Origin of the sequence: Rhodococcus sp. IC4_135 (genome assembly GCF_011602025.1) — a bacterium.
GTDB classification, from domain to species: Bacteria; Actinomycetota; Actinomycetes; order Mycobacteriales; family Mycobacteriaceae; genus Rhodococcus_F; species Rhodococcus_F baikonurensis.
On the sequence record NZ_JAAOLG010000015.1, the window covers coordinates 1 to 16,745 of the forward strand.

Here is a 16,745-nt window from a genome sequence, read left to right on the forward strand (position 1 = left end):
TCAACGTCAGGGTGTCGACGGCGGCTACTCGAATAGCTTCCAGGCGAAGGATTTCCGCTGATGCGGTGATGGCGATCTCGCGGACGTCGGTGGGGTGCAGCCGCCACAGTCGGGCGCGCACACCCACAGCGGAGCTGTTGACCACGTCGGTGACAGCGTCGTCGGTGATGCTGATCGTCATGAGAACCCCCCGTTCCACCTCCCATCATACTCGAACATACATTCGAGTCAAGGATCTTTTCGAGAAGGCGAGCCGGGTCCGGTCTGCGTGATTGTGTTGTTCGAGAGCAGCTTCCGTCACTTCTCGGTTCGTTGGAGGAGGGGACGGGGCCAGGCGCCGAGTGCGAGAACGGTGAGGATCGTCTGGGCCAGTCCGGTGCTGAAGAAGATGCCTTGCAGCGGCGACCAGACGAGGAGCATGACGATCTCGACGAAGATCCAGATCATCATCGTGAGGCCGGCGGCGGCGTGCAGGCCCCATGTCAGGCGGAACCTGTTGTGCTGAGCGAAGAGCGCGGCGGCTTGGATGCCTCCGACGACGACGCCGAGAATGATGCCGGGCCAGAAGTAGGAAGGGAAGACGCTTCCTTCGATCCACTCCGGAGGTAGACCCATTCCGCCGCCGATCGTCAGGCCGGCCATCCCGATAAGTGCGGAGAGCAGGTTGAGCCACGCGATTGCGGACAGACCGATCCGGAGACCCCGTGGAGGGAGCGATGTGGACGTCATGCCTGGCAACGATAGAGGGTCAGTCGAGCCCGTCCATGTTCCTGCGCGTTGCCGCGCTGGCAGCGTCGGCATCGCCCGCGACGATGGCTTCCACCAGATCTCGGTGGGCAGCGGCTTCGTCGTCGATGGATTCGGGGTTTCGTGCCGTGACGTCGGTGATCACGTCCAGGGCCGAGTTGCGGAGCGTTTCGATGAATGAATCGAACACCATCGACAACACGCTGTTGTGCGCAGCATTCACCACGGCGCGATGTAGTTTTATGTCGGCGTCGACAAATTCTGTTGGTGTCGAAGCATTTTCACGGGCTTCGAGTGCTGCCTGTAACAGGTCGACGTCGGCGGAAGTTCGACGCATGGCAGCCAGGCGGCCCGCTTCCACCTCCAGAAGTCTACGTACTTCGTAGACTTCGCGGCGGTCCGAGCGTTTGAGTTCTCGCTCGAGTTCTGTGACCGGAGTCGAGGACATGACGTAGGTGCCGGATCCCTGATGAGAGTAGAGTTGGCCCGACGCAATCAGTGCACGAACAGCCTCCCGGCCGGTCGAACGCCCGACTCCGAGGAGTGTGCTCAGATCCTGCTCGTTCGGGATTTTCGTCCCGACCGGCCATTCGCCGTCGCCGATGAGGCGTGCAAGTTCATCCGCAGCCTTCTGTACCAGTGACTGCTGCTTGACCTGGCGCACTGCCATGTGTCTGCTCCTGACTGACTCGGTGAACCGCCGTCGGGCGGCCCACCGAGTGATACTTCATGTCCTCCGATGAATCTTCAGACTACGGGGCCGTCTGCCGGTTATCGAAGAGCGATGACGTCCAGTTCTCGCTCCGTCTCGTCCTCCGGGTCGAGTCGTCGATCGCGCAGTGTGAAGGCGATGACGGCGCCGACGAACAGTACGGCAGTTGTCGTCCCGATCGTCATGCGCGGCCCGAAGTGATCTGCCAGGTAACCGAACAGCGGAGATGCGATGCCTCCCACGGACATTGCGAGTCCGAGTGTCACCCCACTTGCTGTGCCGGGGCGGTTCGGCAGGTAGTCCTGCGCCAACGTCACCTGTGGCGCGAAGGGCAGGAACATGGCGAATCCGAGACAGACGATTCCAAGTTCGGCAACTGCCACGTTCGGGGCCGCGGCGAGCAATGCCAATGAAGGTACCGCAAGCAGATAGCCGAGTCGGATGGATGCGCGTCGACCGCGACGGTCCGCGAGGGCTCCGCCCACCAGCGTGCCGGCCGCTCCTGCCAAGGTGAAGGAGGACAACACGATTGCTGCACTCGAGGACGATCCGTTCAGCCCGTTGAGTACGTACGGCGAGACCAAGGACAGCGTGGTCACATACGGAATTGACCAACACACCGTCACGAGCACGAGTCGAGTGAACGACCGCCAATCGTCCGATACGGGTCCGTTCGCTGCTAGCTGCGAACTCAACGACTGGGCTGATTCGGCGTCCGTGCCCGTGCCGGTCGATCGCGATTGGGCGACGATCCACCAAATAGCCGCTACCGCTGCAGGAACTGCGAGCAGGTAGCCGCCGGACAATCCGAGCGAACCGACCACGAGCGTGACAAACGGTGGCGCCAGTGAGGCGCCCAACGTGCCACCTACGGAGAACACGCTCATGGCTTTCTGCGAGTGACCTCCAGCTGCGCGTGCCAAATTTGTGGCGGGCGGATGGTATGCGGCAATGCCGATGCCGGCCACAGCAATTGCCAGCCAAGTGACGATGTAGGTGGTGCTCATTGCGGCCACAACGATGCCCGCCGCGGCCGTCACAAAACCCGTGGGTACCAGCCAATTCCGGCTCTTTCGATCGACCAGCATGCCGAATGCAGGTTGCACGACACTGGATAAGCCCGTTGCGGCGAGCGTGATTCCGGCAACCGCAGAGTAGGAATATCCGCGTTCCAGCATCATGAACGGCAACAGTGCAGGCACAGCCCCCTGGTACAGATCGTTCACGACATGTGTGCCGGTGAGAAATGCAACTTGCCCCTTCTTCATCTCTTTGCGCATCCCTTCGTTCAAGTCCTCAAGTCCTCAGGTCCTCTGAGGACTTGAAAGCTATCACGAACCTGCGGACGCACGGTTGTATTGGAGACCTGGCTCTCATTCGAGACGCCTGACTAACTCGCAGCAGTCGCGGCATTGCGGGCGGCGAGTTGTGCGAAAGCGTGGTTCAGCTCTGCCGGGCCGACGACATCGATGTCGGTGTCGAATCGGTTGAAGGAGGCTGCCAGCGCCGTCCAAGACCACGATCCGGCTTCGAGGCTGCACTGCTCGGGGCCAAGATCCTCGACGATGCCGTCTCCGGCAAAGGGAAGAACATAACTGGCTGGTCGATGGAGAACGACCTTGCCGTGGCACGGCCATTTGTTGATATGTTCCGATCCCTTGAAGCGCGCGGCCACGTATTCGCTCACGTCACCGCTCGGGATCGCCTTCGGTGTGAACCGTGGACCGTTAGGGGTGCGTGGGGTGATGCGATCGGCGCGGAAGATTCGCCAGTCGTCGCGCTCGAGATCCCACGCGACGAGGTACCAGCGACGCTTGGAGGTCACCAGATGATGCGGCTCCACTCGGCGTGGGGGTGTTATTTCGCTGTTGCCGTCCGAGTAGTCGAAGCGGAGCACCTCGCGAGCGCGCACCGCTGCGGAAATCGCTACGAGCACCTCAGGAGACACCGAGTCTGCATCGCTGGAATCGGTCGAAATGGTGGTGAACGTGAGTGCGTCGAGGCGATGGCGCAGACGCGACGGCATCACTTGCCGCACGGTGGTCAACGCTCGCACCGCGTCCTCTTCGATGCCGACGCCGGTCAGCGTCGCCGCCTGCAGAGCGACTGCCAAGGCGACGACCTGATCGTCGTCGAACAGCAGGGGTGGTAGCTCGCTGCCGGCGTCGAGTCGGTATCCGCCGTCCGGGCCCATGGTCGCCGCAATGCTGTAACCCATCTCCCGGAGCCGGTCGATGTCGCGGCGGACCGTGCGGTGGCTGATGTCGAGCCGCTCGGCGAGTAGGGCGCCCGGCCAGTCGCGCCTCGTCTGCAAGAGGGACAGCAGATTCAAGAGTCGAGTGGTGGTCGCCATGCCGTGAGACTACGACGAGTCTAGGACGAAAACAGTCCTATACGGCTGTGAGAGTTGAGGCTGCCAGGGAAAACCCGGGCGAAGTTCGTACCAGGAGCAGACATGAGCATCAGAACAACGACCCACCTCAACTTCCGCGGAGACGCCCGCGCGGCGCTGGAGTTCTACCAGTCCGTCTTCGGTGGACAGGTCACGATCGCAACCTACGGCGACTTCGGGATGCCCAAGGAGGTGCCCGGCGCTGAGAACGTCGTGTTCGGCCAGGTGGAGACAACGGACGGCTTTTGCGTAATGGCGTACGACATCCCAGGACAATCGGGAGGCTCGCCCGGCAACGCCGGCACGACGCACCGCGAGAACGGCACCACGATCACCGACCAACCGTTCTTCGTCTCGGTTCGCGGTGAAACCCTCGAAGAGGTGCAGAGTTACTGGGCCAAACTCTCTGCCGGTGCATCGATCATCGAGGGTCTTGCCGCCGCGGCGTGGAGCCCCGGTTTCGGCATGCTCACCGATGCCTTCGGGGTGACGTGGATCCTCGACGTTGCTTCCGGCGAAAACCCGGCCTGATCATTCCCACGGCGAAGCCGCCGGCACCTAAAGGTGTCCGGCGGCTCCAGCGCGTCGGTGCCCGTCTTGCGCCTCTCGGCAAGTGGCCGCTCGAAGCGGCATTTCTGGGGTGGTACCCGGGGCAAAGAACCGAACACCGACACCCTCTACAACGAACCTCTACACAGAGTTATTCCACTCTGACTTGGGCCGCCCTCAGTCGTGGTCCTGCTCATCGCTCAGCTCCGGCAGAGTTGGGCGACAACGGCTTCGATTGGCCGACGTGAGCGTCGGGATCAGCCGGTGACACCGGTCAATTCGTTCGGGGCGTGATCGAGGGTGGTCTCGGTCAGGACGCTGCCGTCCTCGAGGTCGACTGCGATCAGCTTCTTCGACGCGGGGTCGGTGACGTAGGCGGTGTGATCTTCTACGAAGAGTGCGGGCCTGGGTTCTTGCCACTTGGTGGGCTCGGTCCATGCGTCGATGACGGAAATCTTCTTGGTGACGACGCCGGTGTTGGGGTCGATGACGTGGATGGCGCCATCGGTGCCGAGCACCAGGGCCTCACCATGTGGTCCGCGCCCGAGAGAGCGGAAGGTGTAGCTGGTGCCGAGGTCCACGAGCTTGAGTTCCGACGTCGACGTGTTGGTCAGGGAGACCCGTTGCGGGCGTTCGAGTTCGGCATCCGGGTCGGTTTTGTAGTCGCCCAGAACGATGTCCGACTCCTCGGAGCCGGCTTGGTTGCCGATGCGGCCGTAGGCATCGGGGCTCTGGACTTTGGTGATTGCTCCGTTCTTGTACACGAGCAGGCCGTCCTGGCAGCCCAGCACGATGGCTTCACCTGCGGCCACTGCTTCGCCGTGGACACCCGGGCACTGTTCGTTGCGCAGGATTTCCTTGCGGTCGGCATCGAGGACGGCAATGCCGTTGCGGGACTCCGAATTTCCGATTGTGGTCAACAGGCTTCCGTCGGCTAGTGCGACGGCAACGCCGTGATGGGGTTCCGGGGTGGTGTACGTCTCGACGCGGGGTTGGCGCTTTGCCAGTTGCGCCGGATCGAATATCTCGACGAGTCCTGAGCCGTCGTTGAAGAGGACTGTCTTTCCGGCATGGCGTACAACGTGTCCGGGTTCGTTGGCTGCGAACTCGACCTCGGACATCGCGGGATCGGCTGTGTAGTAATGAGAATGGTCGCCGTGGGCCGAGGACCACGTGCCGGTGTCGAGTACTTTGAACGCTTCGCCGGCAGAGATCATGACGTGGCGACCGTCGCCGGCCGGGTTGAGTCGGGTGAAGCCGTCGATCTCGGTCTCGCCGACCACGTCGAGGGAAGTGGCATCCAGCACCAGGACGCCACCGTCGTACGACACCGCGAGACGCGGTGTTGCCGAGGCCTGTTCGGTGGGTGCGGACGCGGTTGTCGTGGTGGTCTCCGACGGGGCCGAGTCCTTGTTGTCGGACGAGCAGCCCGTGACGAGGGCGAGTGAGAGGCCTACTGATGTGGCAAGGGTGAGGCGCCGCGACATGCGGGTGTTGAGGTGCATGGGTATAGATCTACTGTTAATGTAAATGATTGTCAAAGTCGAGTATGCGAATGTTCGCATGTCAGGACGGCCGCCAAGAGGGCGAGAAAGCGCTGGCGATCGCCTGGTGTGTGGTCGCTGAATATTCGGTGCAGGTGTGTTCGATTTGGGTATGGCGCTGGTTCAACTAGGTATTAGTGCACGGATGTCGGCAGGGACATGCTGTAGATCGCATCGGTCGATCGAAAGCTGGGGAGCAATGACGCAGTTCATGTTGATTCATGGCGCAGGACACGGAGCCTGGTGCTGGGACCATGTGGTCGAGGCGCTGGAGAGACGTGGGCACACAGCTCTGGCCACCGATCAACCAGGCTTGGGTCGAGACATGACGAAAGATGGAGAAATAACTTGGGAATCAACGCTTTCCAAGCTATCGGCCGATCTGCTTCAACTGCCTGGAGAAGTGATACTTGTCGGCCACTCGATGGGCGGAACACTGACGGCACAACTGACTGAAATGCACCCGAAGAGAGTTGCTGCGGCCGTCTATCTGGCCGCGACGCTACCCGGGGACGGGGAATCCTGCCTGAGTAGTTCGCGAGAGGACAGCAGCACTGCGAGATTGTTCTTCGCGTGCGATGAACTCGGGATCGACCCTGAGGTTGCCTTGACGTTGTATCCGATGCTCTTGTTCGGGGACTGCACAGATGAGGTGGCGCGTGAATCGATGTCGAAACTTCGCCCGCAACCGATGAGTGTTTTCGGTGGTTCGGTATCGCTGACGCCGGAGCGGGAAGGGACTGTGCCTCGCTACTACATTGAAACCCTTCGCGATCTCGTGATCACTCCTGCACATCAACGAGAGATGGTCTCTCGGCGCTCTTGCGAGAGGGTCTTTACGTTGACGACGGGACATTCCCCCATGCTCGCCGCGCCCGAGGATGTTGCCGATATCCTCGACGAAATCGCCCACGGGTTGCCGAATTCAACTCGTTCCTGAGATCGCGACTCGGTCGGGGTAGTCACCACGCTCGAGCATTCGCGAGGCGATGACCCCGAACACGAGTCCCCAGAAAGCGGCTCCGATATGGAGTAGTTCGACGTCGGAGATCGTCACGAGGAACGCGATCAAAGCGCCGAAGGTGAATTTCCCGCCGAATGCGGCGACGAAGGCGCCCTGCAAGGCCTTGAGCATGGCCAGGCCACCCAGCGTGACGATGAATGCGATCGGAGTTCCCAACATCATCGCGACGAACGTCGGGGCGAACAGGCCGAAGGCGACGGCGAGCAGGCCGCAGAAGATTCCGGCGGTGTACTGGCGTGCCCGCTCTCCTGACGCCGTGAGCAATGCGTTCGTCGGCCCGGTCAGACACGTCGACACACACCCCACCGCCGCGTTCACCAGGGAGAACACTCCGCAGGCAATAGTCGCGGTGCCGATCGGCGGCTGATGACCGGCGGCTCGCAGGACTGCGATTCCCTGGCCGTTCTGCACCACGACGACTGTGATCGCCAGCGGTACAACCAGTTCGATCATCGCCTGCCAGGACCAGGTCGGCGTGGTCAGCATCGGATGCGCCATCCACTCGTGAGCGTTGCCGGCGGAGGTGAATCTTCCAGTCACGAGTATCACGACCACACCGACGATTAACGCGCCGAGAACGGGTGGAACGAATCTTCCCAACTTTGCGAACACGCTCAGAGTGACAAAGGTGGCGATCATCGGCAGTGCGATCATCGCGTCGTGGGCGGGTGCCTCGACCAAATCGGTTCCGAAATGAAGGAAAACGCCTGCCACCATCGCCATTACGATGGGCATGGGTAAGGCGGCCATGATCGGTGTGACCCACCCGGTCAATCCCAACAACAAGATCAGGACACCCGTCGCGAAGAAGGCGCCGAGCACTTGCTCCCACGGCAGATGCTCCAATGACGCTCCGACGACAACGGTTCCAGGGATCGTCCAGAAGAAGGCCAGTGGCTGTCGGTACAGCCAGGAAGCCGTGATGGTCAAAATGCCGTTGACGAAGAAGGCGCCGAAAAGCCAAGAGGCCAATTGAGCTTGACTGAGACCACCCGTCAATCCCGCGGCGAGAATGACCGCTACCGGCCCGGTGGCCGAGAAGACGATGCCGATGACTCCGTTGGCAATGGACGTCGCACCGAAGTCGCGCAAGACCCGCCTCGGGCCGTAGAGCGGTTGGGGGAGTGGCTCGGTAACGACGCGAACGGTCGCGGTCGTCGAAGTATCCGGCATGTTCTCAGTTCTCCTGGCGCGGATCCGAAAGCCCCCGATCGCGGAACAATGCCGCGAGTTCGCTCCGTGATCGCAGTCCGAGCTTGGCGTACGCGCGCGTGAGATGATACTGAATAGTCTTGACGGAGAGGAACAATTCCCCGGCAGCTTCCTTGTTGGACTTGCCCGCTGCGACAAGGTCGGCGACGGCTCTCTCCTGCGGGGTCAGGTCGGTGATTCCCTTCTCAGTTCGCGAGAGGTTCAACCCGCCTGCCCGGAGTTCGCGCTCGCAGCGCTCGACGTAAGTGGCGGCGCCCAACGAGTGATAAAGCTCGCGGGCGGCCCGGAGAACGACATCGGCCTCGGCGCGTTTGCCGGCCCGGCGGAGAGTCTGGCCGTAGGCAAAATTGATTCGGGCTCGGTCGTAGGGCAGGGGCAGCGTCTCGATGCTGAACAGGGCAGCGTCGAAAACCTCTCTCGCCGAGTCGACTTCACCCCGTGCGCCGTGGATCCGGCCGCGAACGTAGCCGAGACGTGCCGCGGCGGAGCGGTGCTCGCGACCTCGCGCGGTCTGCTCGTGTGTTTGTAGGAAGGTGTCGGCATCATCGACTCGCCCGACCATGACCAATGCATTGGCGTAGAGATCGACCCACGGCCAGAAGCCCGGCTCGTCGAGCCATTGTTGTGCTTTGCTCGAGGTGAGCGGAGTCAGAGCCACCAGGACTTCGGCGTAGTCGGCGGCTGCCTCGGCAACCTGTGCTCTGGCGAGAAGTGCCGGAACGTACATGATCTCGTAGGCGTGAATGCCTGCGTATGCGCGTCGCACATGGTCACGGGCCAGTTCCCAGTTGCCGCGCAGAGCGTGAATCTGCGCTCCCGACCAGTGGACCAACGGTCGGATGATTTCTATCTCGAACCGATCCACCTCGGCCGCGGCGCCCTCGACCGTCGAGAGTGCTTCGTCCCAGGCGCCGAGTGCGAATTGAGTGCGGGCGAGCCAGGCTTGTGCCCACAGTGAGATTCGCGCCGAACCACTGGAAAACTCCGTTGACACCGCGCTTTCGAGGTCGCGTCTGGCGGGCTCCGGGTGATCCAGCGCAAGCTCGAGCCATCCGCGTCCCATCTGGAAGCGTTGTGCTTGGGCTCCAGGACGAACGCGATCGGACAGTTCGTCGTATGCCGCGAGTGCGTCGACGGTCCTTCCGGTGGCGCCGAGTCCGAGACCCTTGATCGCCTCGGACTCCACTGCTGCGGGATCCGAAGGGCCCACCAATTCGACTGCGCGGTCCACCCACTCGACGAGAGCTGTGCCATCGAGTCGAGCCAGAGAATGCAGGACCATTCGTTGAGAGATCATCGCAGCGGTGCCTGGTTCACGATTGGCACTGCAGTTGTCCCACGCTCTGGTCAGCAGATCTGCAGCCTCGGTCGGACGCCCTCGATGAATGGCGAGGTAGCCGAGGACGGCGTCGCGGAGAGGCCCACGCGAAATGCTTTCTATCTCCGGCGCGAAGACCATGGCCCGGGGGATGTCGCCCGATCCGGTAAGTGCGTCGACTCCGCGGAGCAGTCGGTCTTCGTGTTCGGCTCGGGCCGTGGTGAGACGGCTGGCCGTGACCATGGCGTCGGCGACCTCCGACCACGCGCCCTCGGATGCTCGTAGTGCCGCGTACGCAACCAGTTCGGCGGCGAGGCCCTCGTCGTGGGTGGTACTGGCAGCAGCAAGGTGGAAAAGTCGTTCGCCTTCTCCCCACGCGATGTCGGCTGCGCGGATGTGCAGTCGATGCAAGTGCGCTGGTCCCAAGGCCGCGAGTACTGCTGCCGTGACCATCGGGCCGCTCAGTGACACCTCGGTGCTGCCGCGTTGCTCGTGGACGGTGAGGAGACCGGTGGCGAAGGCATTGTCCAAGGCGCCGACCACGTCGTCGATTTCGGCCAACTGGGCAAGATGTGACAACGTCGTGCTGCGTCCGAGAACTGCTGCGGCTTCGATCAACGTTCGCGCTCCAGTTGGACATGCCGAGAGAGCGGCGGCGATCGACACTGCTCGATGGCGAGGGACCGGCAAGGTTCGGTGCCATCGGGTCCAATAGGTCGGTGGCAGCTCGTCGAGAAGCGAGACGACGTCGAGTGTGTTGCCGGCGGTGAAACCCTGAAGTTGAAGCGCGACGCCGGAACTGAGGTCGATTCCGTTTCGCATCCGTGCGATGTCGATGATGACGGAAGCGTCGAGCGGGCTGATGTGCAATCGCGCCGACCGGTGCAGGTCGAGAATCTTCCTGACCTCCTCGCCCAGGAACGGCGTTTCCTCGGTGACGAGGACGAACAACAGTGGGGCCGTTCGGCCTCGATGAAGGGCTGAGGTGATTGCCTGAAGCGAGCTGACGTCACTGTGATGGGCGTCGTCGACGACGACGATGGTCAGTTGTGCCGCTGCGTCGATGATCTCGTGCGCTACGGCTACCGGGTCCGAATTCGAAACCGGACGTTCGAGTAGTTGTCCGATCACCCCGAAGTCGGTGTTCGACTCCCACTCCAGCCCACGGGCGCGGCGGAGCGTGTGGGCGGAAGAGATTTCGGCGAACCGGTCGACGAGAGTGGACTTACCACTGCCGGCATCGCCCTCGACCAGCACGAGAGTCGGTACTCCTGCCTCCGCCGCGGCCAAGCCTCGGCCGAGAACGGCAAGCTCGCGTTCTCGGCCGAGCAGCAGGTCACGAAGTGTCACCCGACTACCGTAACGCCGGGCTCACCACGGGTTTCCTTTTCGGCACGGTCGTCATCGGTTCGAAGTGCAGCGGCGCCAGGGTCGGGAGCCTGCTTCGGCACGAAGAAGGTGACGATGGCGCCCAGCACCGCGATGCCGGCGAAGACGTAGAACGCCGATTCCGAGCTGATCCCCGCGCTGATCAGACTTCCTCCGATCAGCGGCCCGAATATTCCGCCCAGACGTCCGAAGCCGGCGCACCACGCGACACCTGCGGCCCGAGCGGCCGTCGAGTAGTAGTTGGACACGAATCCGTAGATCAGGACCTGAGTACCGATGGTGCCGACACCGGCGATGGCAACAGAGGCAAGGAGCGCGGGAAGTGGGAATCCGAAAGTGAACAGGAGCAGGGCAAGTGCAGCCAGGCCGAAGGTGGTGGCGACAACGCGCTGCGGACCGGTGACGTCCGCGATCTTGGAGGCGAGAAGTCCGCCGATGATGGCGCCGCCGTTGAGTACCAGCAGGAACGAGAGGGAACCCTTCGCGTTGTAACCTGCATTTTCCATGATCTTGGGCAGCCAGGTGTTGAGTCCGTAGGTCAGCAGGAGGCCGGCGAAGCTCATGATGCCGAGAAGCGCGGTGCCCCAGACATATTGTCTGCTCGCCAACGCTCGGAACCCGACCTTCTCGGCTACGGCGTCGTTGGGTCGATCTGCACTGACAGGCAACGGAATTCCTGTTCGCGAGGAAATGGCGCGAGCTTCCTCGACACGTTCGCGAGCAAGAAGCCAAGCGGGAGACTCGGGCAGTTTGAACCAGGCAAGGGGAAACAGGAAGATCAATGGCAGAGCGCCGATGAGGAACAGTCCGCGCCATCCGATGGAATCGCGGAGAACGATCGCCAGGACGGAAGCCATGACGCCACCGGCCGGGACACCGCTGTAGACGATGGCGTTGAACAGATTGCGGCGTCCCGGCGGTGCGAACTCGGCAATCATGGCTCCGGCGGTGGCGACAAGTCCACCCACCCCGATGCCGGTGAAGAACCGCAGCAGACCGAAGGTGGTGATGCTGGTGGCGAACGCTGCCAGTGCCATTCCGACAGAGAACCAGATGATGTTGATCAGCATCATCTTTCGGCGACCGAAGTGATCACCGATCGCTCCACACGTCAGCGCGCCCACCATCACTCCGACGAGGGCGTACGAACCCAATGCGCCCGCCTGAGATGCGGTCAAGGTGCCGATATGGCCGGGGTCGTCCATGAGGACCGGCAGGATCGTGCCGTACACGACCAGGTCGTATCCGTCGAACAGAATGGCAATGGCGGCGATGGTGACCACCCACAACACTGACGAGCGATGGCGGGCACTGGCCCAGGAACCACGATCGATCGAGGACATGGCGAATCTCCGTTCGAGAGATCAGGAATCGGGGGAGGCTGGATTCAGCCGAGGTCGCCACCGGCAACGGGAAGGACCGTTCCGGTGACATACGAAGCCTCTTCGGAGGCAAGGAAAGTGATGGCGGCAGCCTGTTCGTCCAGGGTGCCGTAACGCTTGAGCAGCGACGAGTCGACGGTCTGGTCGACGATCTGCTGGTACCAGGCTTTCTCCTCGTCGGTCTCGGCGCCCGGTCCGCGTGCCACGACGCGTGGTGGCGCCTCGGTTCCGCCGGGAGCGGTTGCCACAACCCGTATTCCGTGTTGCGCGACCTCCATTGCCAAGGCCGCGGTGATCGCGCTGACTCCGCCCTTGGCCGCCGCGTAAGGAACACGGTTGACGCCGCGGGTGGCGACCGAGGAGACGTTGACGATGGTGCCGCTCGCCTGCTCGATCAGATGGGGCAGTACCGCTCGACACGTCCACAGAGTGGGGAACAGCGATCGTGTGACCTCTGATTGAATCTGCTCCGGCGTGTAGTGCTCGTAGGGTTTGGCCCAGATGGTCCCGCCGACATTGTTGACCAGGACGTCGATGCGCCCGAAGTGCTCCAACGCGGAATCTATTGCGTGTTGGGCTCCTTCGAACGTCTCGAGGTCCGCCGTCACCGAATGGGATCGTTTCAACGGTATCGCTATGTCGTGGACCAGTTCTGCCCGGTCCACCAGTGCGACGGAACCTCCTTCGGCGGAAACTCTTTCGGCTACGCTGCGCCCGATTCCCTGAGCCGCTCCGGTGACGACCACCACGCGGTCGTCGAACCGTCCGGCGAAGAATCGGGTGCTCACGACGCCACACGTTCCCGAGCGTCGGTGATGGCTCGGCGCATCGTCGACTTTGCGTGTTCGCTGTGCTGGACGATCAGCTCGCGTGCCGCAACGCGATCATTCTGCTCGAATGCGCGCACGATCCTCGAGTGATCCTCCGCGACATGCTCGTCCACCCAATCGGCGGTGCGGAGCACACGGTTCATCAACTGCGTGACCTCGAGGCGGTGGTATGCCTGCAGCAGTACTTCGTTGCCGGTGCAGCGGAAGAGAAAGTCGTGGAACAGAGCATTGGTTTCGGTGAATGCCGGTGCGTCCGTGAAACGATCACGGTCGATCGAAGCAGCCGAGTTCTCCGCCAGAATGCGGTACTCCGTCAACTGTGCCGAAGTGAGGCGACCGATCGTGAGTTCCATTGCTCCGAGTTCAAGTGCCATCCGGGCGTCGAACTGGGCATCCGACTCCGCGACCGGCAGGTGTTCTTCACCGATCTCGTACGTGCCGGCTGCAGATTCTTCGGTCGAGGCTGCCGGTGAATCAGCCGGTGCTGCCGCGTTGTTGAACTTCTCGAAGTAGAAGTTCGTGGGTGTGATCGAGACTTCCTTGAAGTGCCGGCGTACTGCTTCGACCATGGGCGGCGGGCCGCACAGGTAGACGTCGACATTGCCGTCGTCGAGGTGAGAGGCCTCGATCAAGCCGGTGACATAGCCTTTGTTGGGTGCTGTGCTGTCGGGATCGGATACGCAGTAGTCGAAGGTGAATTGGGGTAGGGACTGCGCGTAGTCATGCAGTTTGTCGAGCTCGACGAGATCGGTGTCGGAGCTGACGCCGTAGACCAGATGAACAGGCCGAGTGGAGCTTTCGGTACGCATCTTCTCCAGTATGGAGAGCAGCGGGGCCAAGCCGGTTCCGCCGGCAAGCAGTAGGGCTCGCCGTTGACCTGCCCGGAGGAAGAAGCTACCCATCGGTCCGGTCAGTTCGAGAGTGTCACCTACCTGCGCCCGCTGACTGAGATAGTCGGACATCAGCCCACCGGGGGTGATCTTGACCAGGAACGACGCCGACTCGACCTCGGGGCCGGTGCTGAACGAGTACGACCGCGTCGCTTCGGTTCCGGGAACGAGGATGTTCACGTACTGGCCGGGGAGGAAGACCAGATCTGCGCGGTTGTCGACCGAGACGGTGAAACCCACCGTCGAATCCGAATGACGTACGATCTCGGTGATCGTGGACGTGTACGAACCGGCAGCGGTCTTGGCAACCGCAGACGTGGTGGGAATCTGCAGCACGAGATCCGATTCCGGCACCATCTGGCACGGCAGACAGAATCCCTGCTCGGCCTCGTCCTCGGTGAGTGCTTCGTCGATGTAGTCGCCGGCGTCGAAAGTTCCTGACTCGCACAGCGATTTGCAGGTTCCGCAGGCTCCGTCGCGGCAGTCGAGCGGAATGTTGATTCGTGCACGGTACGACGCGTCCGCGACAGTCTCGTCGGTGTTGCATTCGACGAAGCGGGTGATGCCGTCTTCGAAACTCAGGGCTACCTGAAATGTCGTCGCAGCTTGAATAGTCATGGGAAACAGCTCGATTCGAAGGGAAGTCGTGTCAGAAGTGGTAGATGTCGACCACGTGATGGATGTAGTCGTTCTTGAGGACTACCTTCTTCTTCATGATCAACGGCTGCTCGCCCGAGAAATCGATCGTGTAATGCGAGGTGCCGAAGTAGGTGTCGACGGTGTTGTAACGGAAGTACAGCGTGAACCAGTTGAAGCGGACGTCGACCACGGAGCCGCGCTCTTCGACCACTTCCACGTTGGTGATGTTGTGGCCGGTGCGGGGCTCGGGAAGACTTGTCGCGCTGGAACGGTCCGTTCTGATGCGGAACACGCGGTCTTCGATACCGCCACGATTAGGGTAGTAGATGAGGGAGATCTCCGCGTGCGGGTCCGTGGTCAGTTCGCCGTCGTCAGCCCACGCGGGCATCCAGTACTCGGAATCGGGGTGGTAGCACTCGATCCACTTCTCGAACTCACGATCGTCCAGATAGCGAGCCTCACGGTAGAGAAACTGCTGCACTGTTTCGAGGGCAACGGCATTGGTGATGGTGACAGTCATGGTGGTCGTCCTCAGATCGTCCGGGTAGAAGCTGCTTGCTCGGCGTCGACTGCTGCGAGCATTGCGTCGCGCCAGTATCCGTGCTGAATGGGATACAAGCCCTCATCCTCGGTTTTGGCTCCGCTCGAGAGCACGCGATTCATGCCGAGATCCTTCGCGACCTCGTTCGGACCGGAAATCTGGTGTGCGACACCACGGCTGAGATCGTTCCACGGCGCGCCGGCCGCCTGGTACGTCTTCTGGCAGGAACGGAACTCTTCGAGATCGTCCGGGGTGGCCATACCGCTGGCATTGAAGAAGTCCTCGTACTGGCGGATGCGGTTGCTGCGAGCGTCGGCGCTCTCTCCCTTAGGGGCGATGCAGTAAATAGTGACCTCCGTCTGGTCGACGGAGATCGGACGGAAGTGCCGGATCTGGCTGCTGAACTGATCCATGAGGTAGACGTTCGGGTACAGGCAGAGGTTCCTCGACGCACCGACCATGAATTCGGCTTTCTTGGAACCGAACTGGGCTTCCAGCTCTGCTTTGCGCTCGAAGAGGGGACGGTCCTCGGGATTGCCCCACCACATCCAGAGCAGGAGATGGCCGTAGTCGTAGGAGAAGTAACCGCCGCCCTGCTTGCCCCAGGTGCCGGCATCCATGGCTTTGGTCTCGTTGGACGACTCACCGGCGGTGCGGCGAGCGGTTGTCGCGGCGTAGTTCCAGTGCGTCGACGACACGTGATAGCCGTCGGCACCGTTCTCGGTCTGCAGCTTCCAGTTGCCGTCGTAGGTGTAGGTGGAAGCGCCGCGCAGAACTTCGAGACCGTCAGGTGACTGATCGACGATCATGTCGATGACCTTGGTGGTGTCACCGAGGTGCTCTTCGAGCGGCAGCACGTCGGGGTTGAGGCTGCCGAAGAGGAAGCCGCGATAGTTCTCGAACCGCGCCACCTTGGTCAGGTCGTGTGAGCCGTCCTTGTTGAACTGATCCGGGTAGCCGCCGGTGCGAGCGTCCTTGGCCTTGAGGAGCTTTCCGCTGTTGTTGAAGGTCCAGCCGTGGAACGGGCACGTGAAGGTGGTTCGGTTGTCGGTCTTGCGGCGGCAGAGCATCGCGCCGCGGTGGCTGCACGCGTTGATCAGCGCGCCCAACTCGCCGTCCTTGTTGCGGGTGATGACGATGGGCTGGCGGCCCATGTAGGTGGTGAAGTAGTCGCCGACGTTCGGGATCTGACTCTCGTGCGCGAGGTAGATCCAATTGCCCTCGAAGATGTGGGTCATCTCGAGGTCGAACAGTTGCTCGTCCGTGAAGACGCTGCGCCGCACCTGGTAGCGGCCGGTCTCGGGGTCCTCGACGAGTGCGTCGTCGAGGGCAGCGCGGATGTTCGCGAACTGATCGGCGGCGCGGGCAGCGTCCAACATATCCGTCATGGGTGTCCTCCAGATGAGAGTGGGCGCCTGCCGAAGAAATCCGAGGGCTGTCGGACAAGTCGGTGGGACCCGCTTTCCGGACGGGGCTGCGTCCGGTACTGAATTCACCTTGACATCGTGTGGCTCGGGTCACACCAGGCATTTGCCTAGTCCTGACCAAGGGTGCAGTGTTCGTCGAATTCTTCGGA

At 62.1% G+C, this 16,745-nt stretch carries 14 protein-coding genes and 1 pseudogene; 2 read left to right on the forward strand and 13 right to left on the reverse strand.

Features of this window, described 5'->3' with window-relative positions; translation table 11 throughout:
- The 5 genes and pseudogenes from G8767_RS23030 to G8767_RS23050 form a co-directional block, all read right to left on the reverse strand.
- A pseudogene (locus G8767_RS23030) lies at positions 1-181 on the reverse strand (HNH endonuclease); the annotation flags it as partial.
- A gap of 116 nt (positions 182-297) precedes the next feature.
- Complete coding sequence (locus G8767_RS23035) at positions 298-729, reverse strand: hypothetical protein (protein ID WP_240952668.1); 432 nt, start codon at positions 727-729, stop codon at positions 298-300.
- Positions 730-748: 19 nt separating this feature from the next.
- Entirely contained in the window at positions 749-1,417 is a 669-nt protein-coding gene (locus tag G8767_RS23040) for an FCD domain-containing protein (RefSeq protein WP_095971964.1), read from the reverse strand.
- Positions 1,418-1,518: 101 nt separating this feature from the next.
- Positions 1,519-2,727 (reverse strand): MFS transporter, encoded by a 1,209-nt coding sequence (locus G8767_RS23045; RefSeq protein ID WP_240952669.1) that lies wholly within the window; start codon positions 2,725-2,727, stop codon positions 1,519-1,521.
- A gap of 122 nt (positions 2,728-2,849) precedes the next feature.
- On the reverse strand, positions 2,850-3,812 hold the full coding sequence (locus tag G8767_RS23050) for a WYL domain-containing protein (protein WP_166811992.1): 963 nt from the start codon (positions 3,810-3,812) through the stop codon (positions 2,850-2,852).
- A 102-nt stretch (positions 3,813-3,914) separates the two neighbouring features.
- Between G8767_RS23050 and G8767_RS23055 the strand changes: the two genes are divergently transcribed.
- Positions 3,915-4,382, forward strand: coding sequence for a VOC family protein (locus G8767_RS23055; protein ID WP_166811994.1), 468 nt, complete (start codon positions 3,915-3,917; stop codon positions 4,380-4,382).
- 275 nt (positions 4,383-4,657) lie between these two features.
- Here the strand turns inward: G8767_RS23055 and aztD are convergent, their stop codons facing one another.
- The gene (gene aztD / locus G8767_RS23060; protein ID WP_124569561.1) at positions 4,658-5,905 is read right to left on the reverse strand and encodes a zinc metallochaperone AztD; all 1,248 of its coding nucleotides are present in this window, start codon (positions 5,903-5,905) and stop codon (positions 4,658-4,660) included.
- A gap of 238 nt (positions 5,906-6,143) precedes the next feature.
- Between aztD and G8767_RS23065 the strand changes: the two genes are divergently transcribed.
- Positions 6,144-6,884: an alpha/beta fold hydrolase gene (locus G8767_RS23065; RefSeq protein ID WP_166811996.1), complete on the forward strand. Its 741-nt coding sequence runs from the start codon at positions 6,144-6,146 to the stop codon at positions 6,882-6,884.
- On the opposite strand, the gene G8767_RS23070 is transcribed toward G8767_RS23065, so the two are convergent.
- The 7 genes from G8767_RS23070 to benA are packed head-to-tail and all read right to left on the reverse strand — an operon-like array spanning position 6,870 to position 16,557.
- Positions 6,870-8,141, reverse strand: a complete 1,272-nt coding sequence (locus G8767_RS23070; RefSeq protein ID WP_124569563.1) for a benzoate/H(+) symporter BenE family transporter — start codon at positions 8,139-8,141, stop codon at positions 6,870-6,872. The two genes, G8767_RS23065 and G8767_RS23070, sit on opposite strands and share 15 nt — an antisense overlap.
- 4 nt (positions 8,142-8,145) lie before the next feature.
- Positions 8,146-10,848, reverse strand: coding sequence for a LuxR C-terminal-related transcriptional regulator (locus G8767_RS23075; protein ID WP_166811998.1), 2,703 nt, complete (start codon positions 10,846-10,848; stop codon positions 8,146-8,148).
- On the reverse strand, positions 10,845-12,230 hold the full coding sequence (locus G8767_RS23080) for an aromatic acid/H+ symport family MFS transporter (protein WP_166812000.1): 1,386 nt from the start codon (positions 12,228-12,230) through the stop codon (positions 10,845-10,847). The genes G8767_RS23075 and G8767_RS23080 overlap by 4 nt, the downstream gene beginning before the upstream one ends.
- 44 nt (positions 12,231-12,274) lie before the next feature.
- A complete protein-coding gene (locus G8767_RS23085) occupies positions 12,275-13,057 on the reverse strand; it encodes a 1,6-dihydroxycyclohexa-2,4-diene-1-carboxylate dehydrogenase (protein ID WP_124569566.1) in 783 nt (260 codons plus the stop codon).
- Positions 13,054-14,607, reverse strand: a complete 1,554-nt coding sequence (benC, locus tag G8767_RS23090) for a benzoate 1,2-dioxygenase electron transfer component BenC (RefSeq protein WP_166812002.1) — start codon at positions 14,605-14,607, stop codon at positions 13,054-13,056. The genes G8767_RS23085 and benC overlap by 4 nt, the downstream gene beginning before the upstream one ends.
- 31 nt (positions 14,608-14,638) lie before the next feature.
- Positions 14,639-15,148 (reverse strand): benzoate 1,2-dioxygenase small subunit, encoded by a 510-nt coding sequence (gene benB, locus G8767_RS23095; protein WP_095971974.1) that lies wholly within the window; start codon positions 15,146-15,148, stop codon positions 14,639-14,641.
- Positions 15,149-15,159: 11 nt separating this feature from the next.
- Entirely contained in the window at positions 15,160-16,557 is a 1,398-nt protein-coding gene (gene benA, locus G8767_RS23100; RefSeq protein ID WP_166812004.1) for a benzoate 1,2-dioxygenase large subunit, read from the reverse strand.
- Positions 16,558-16,745: the final 188 nt, after the last annotated feature.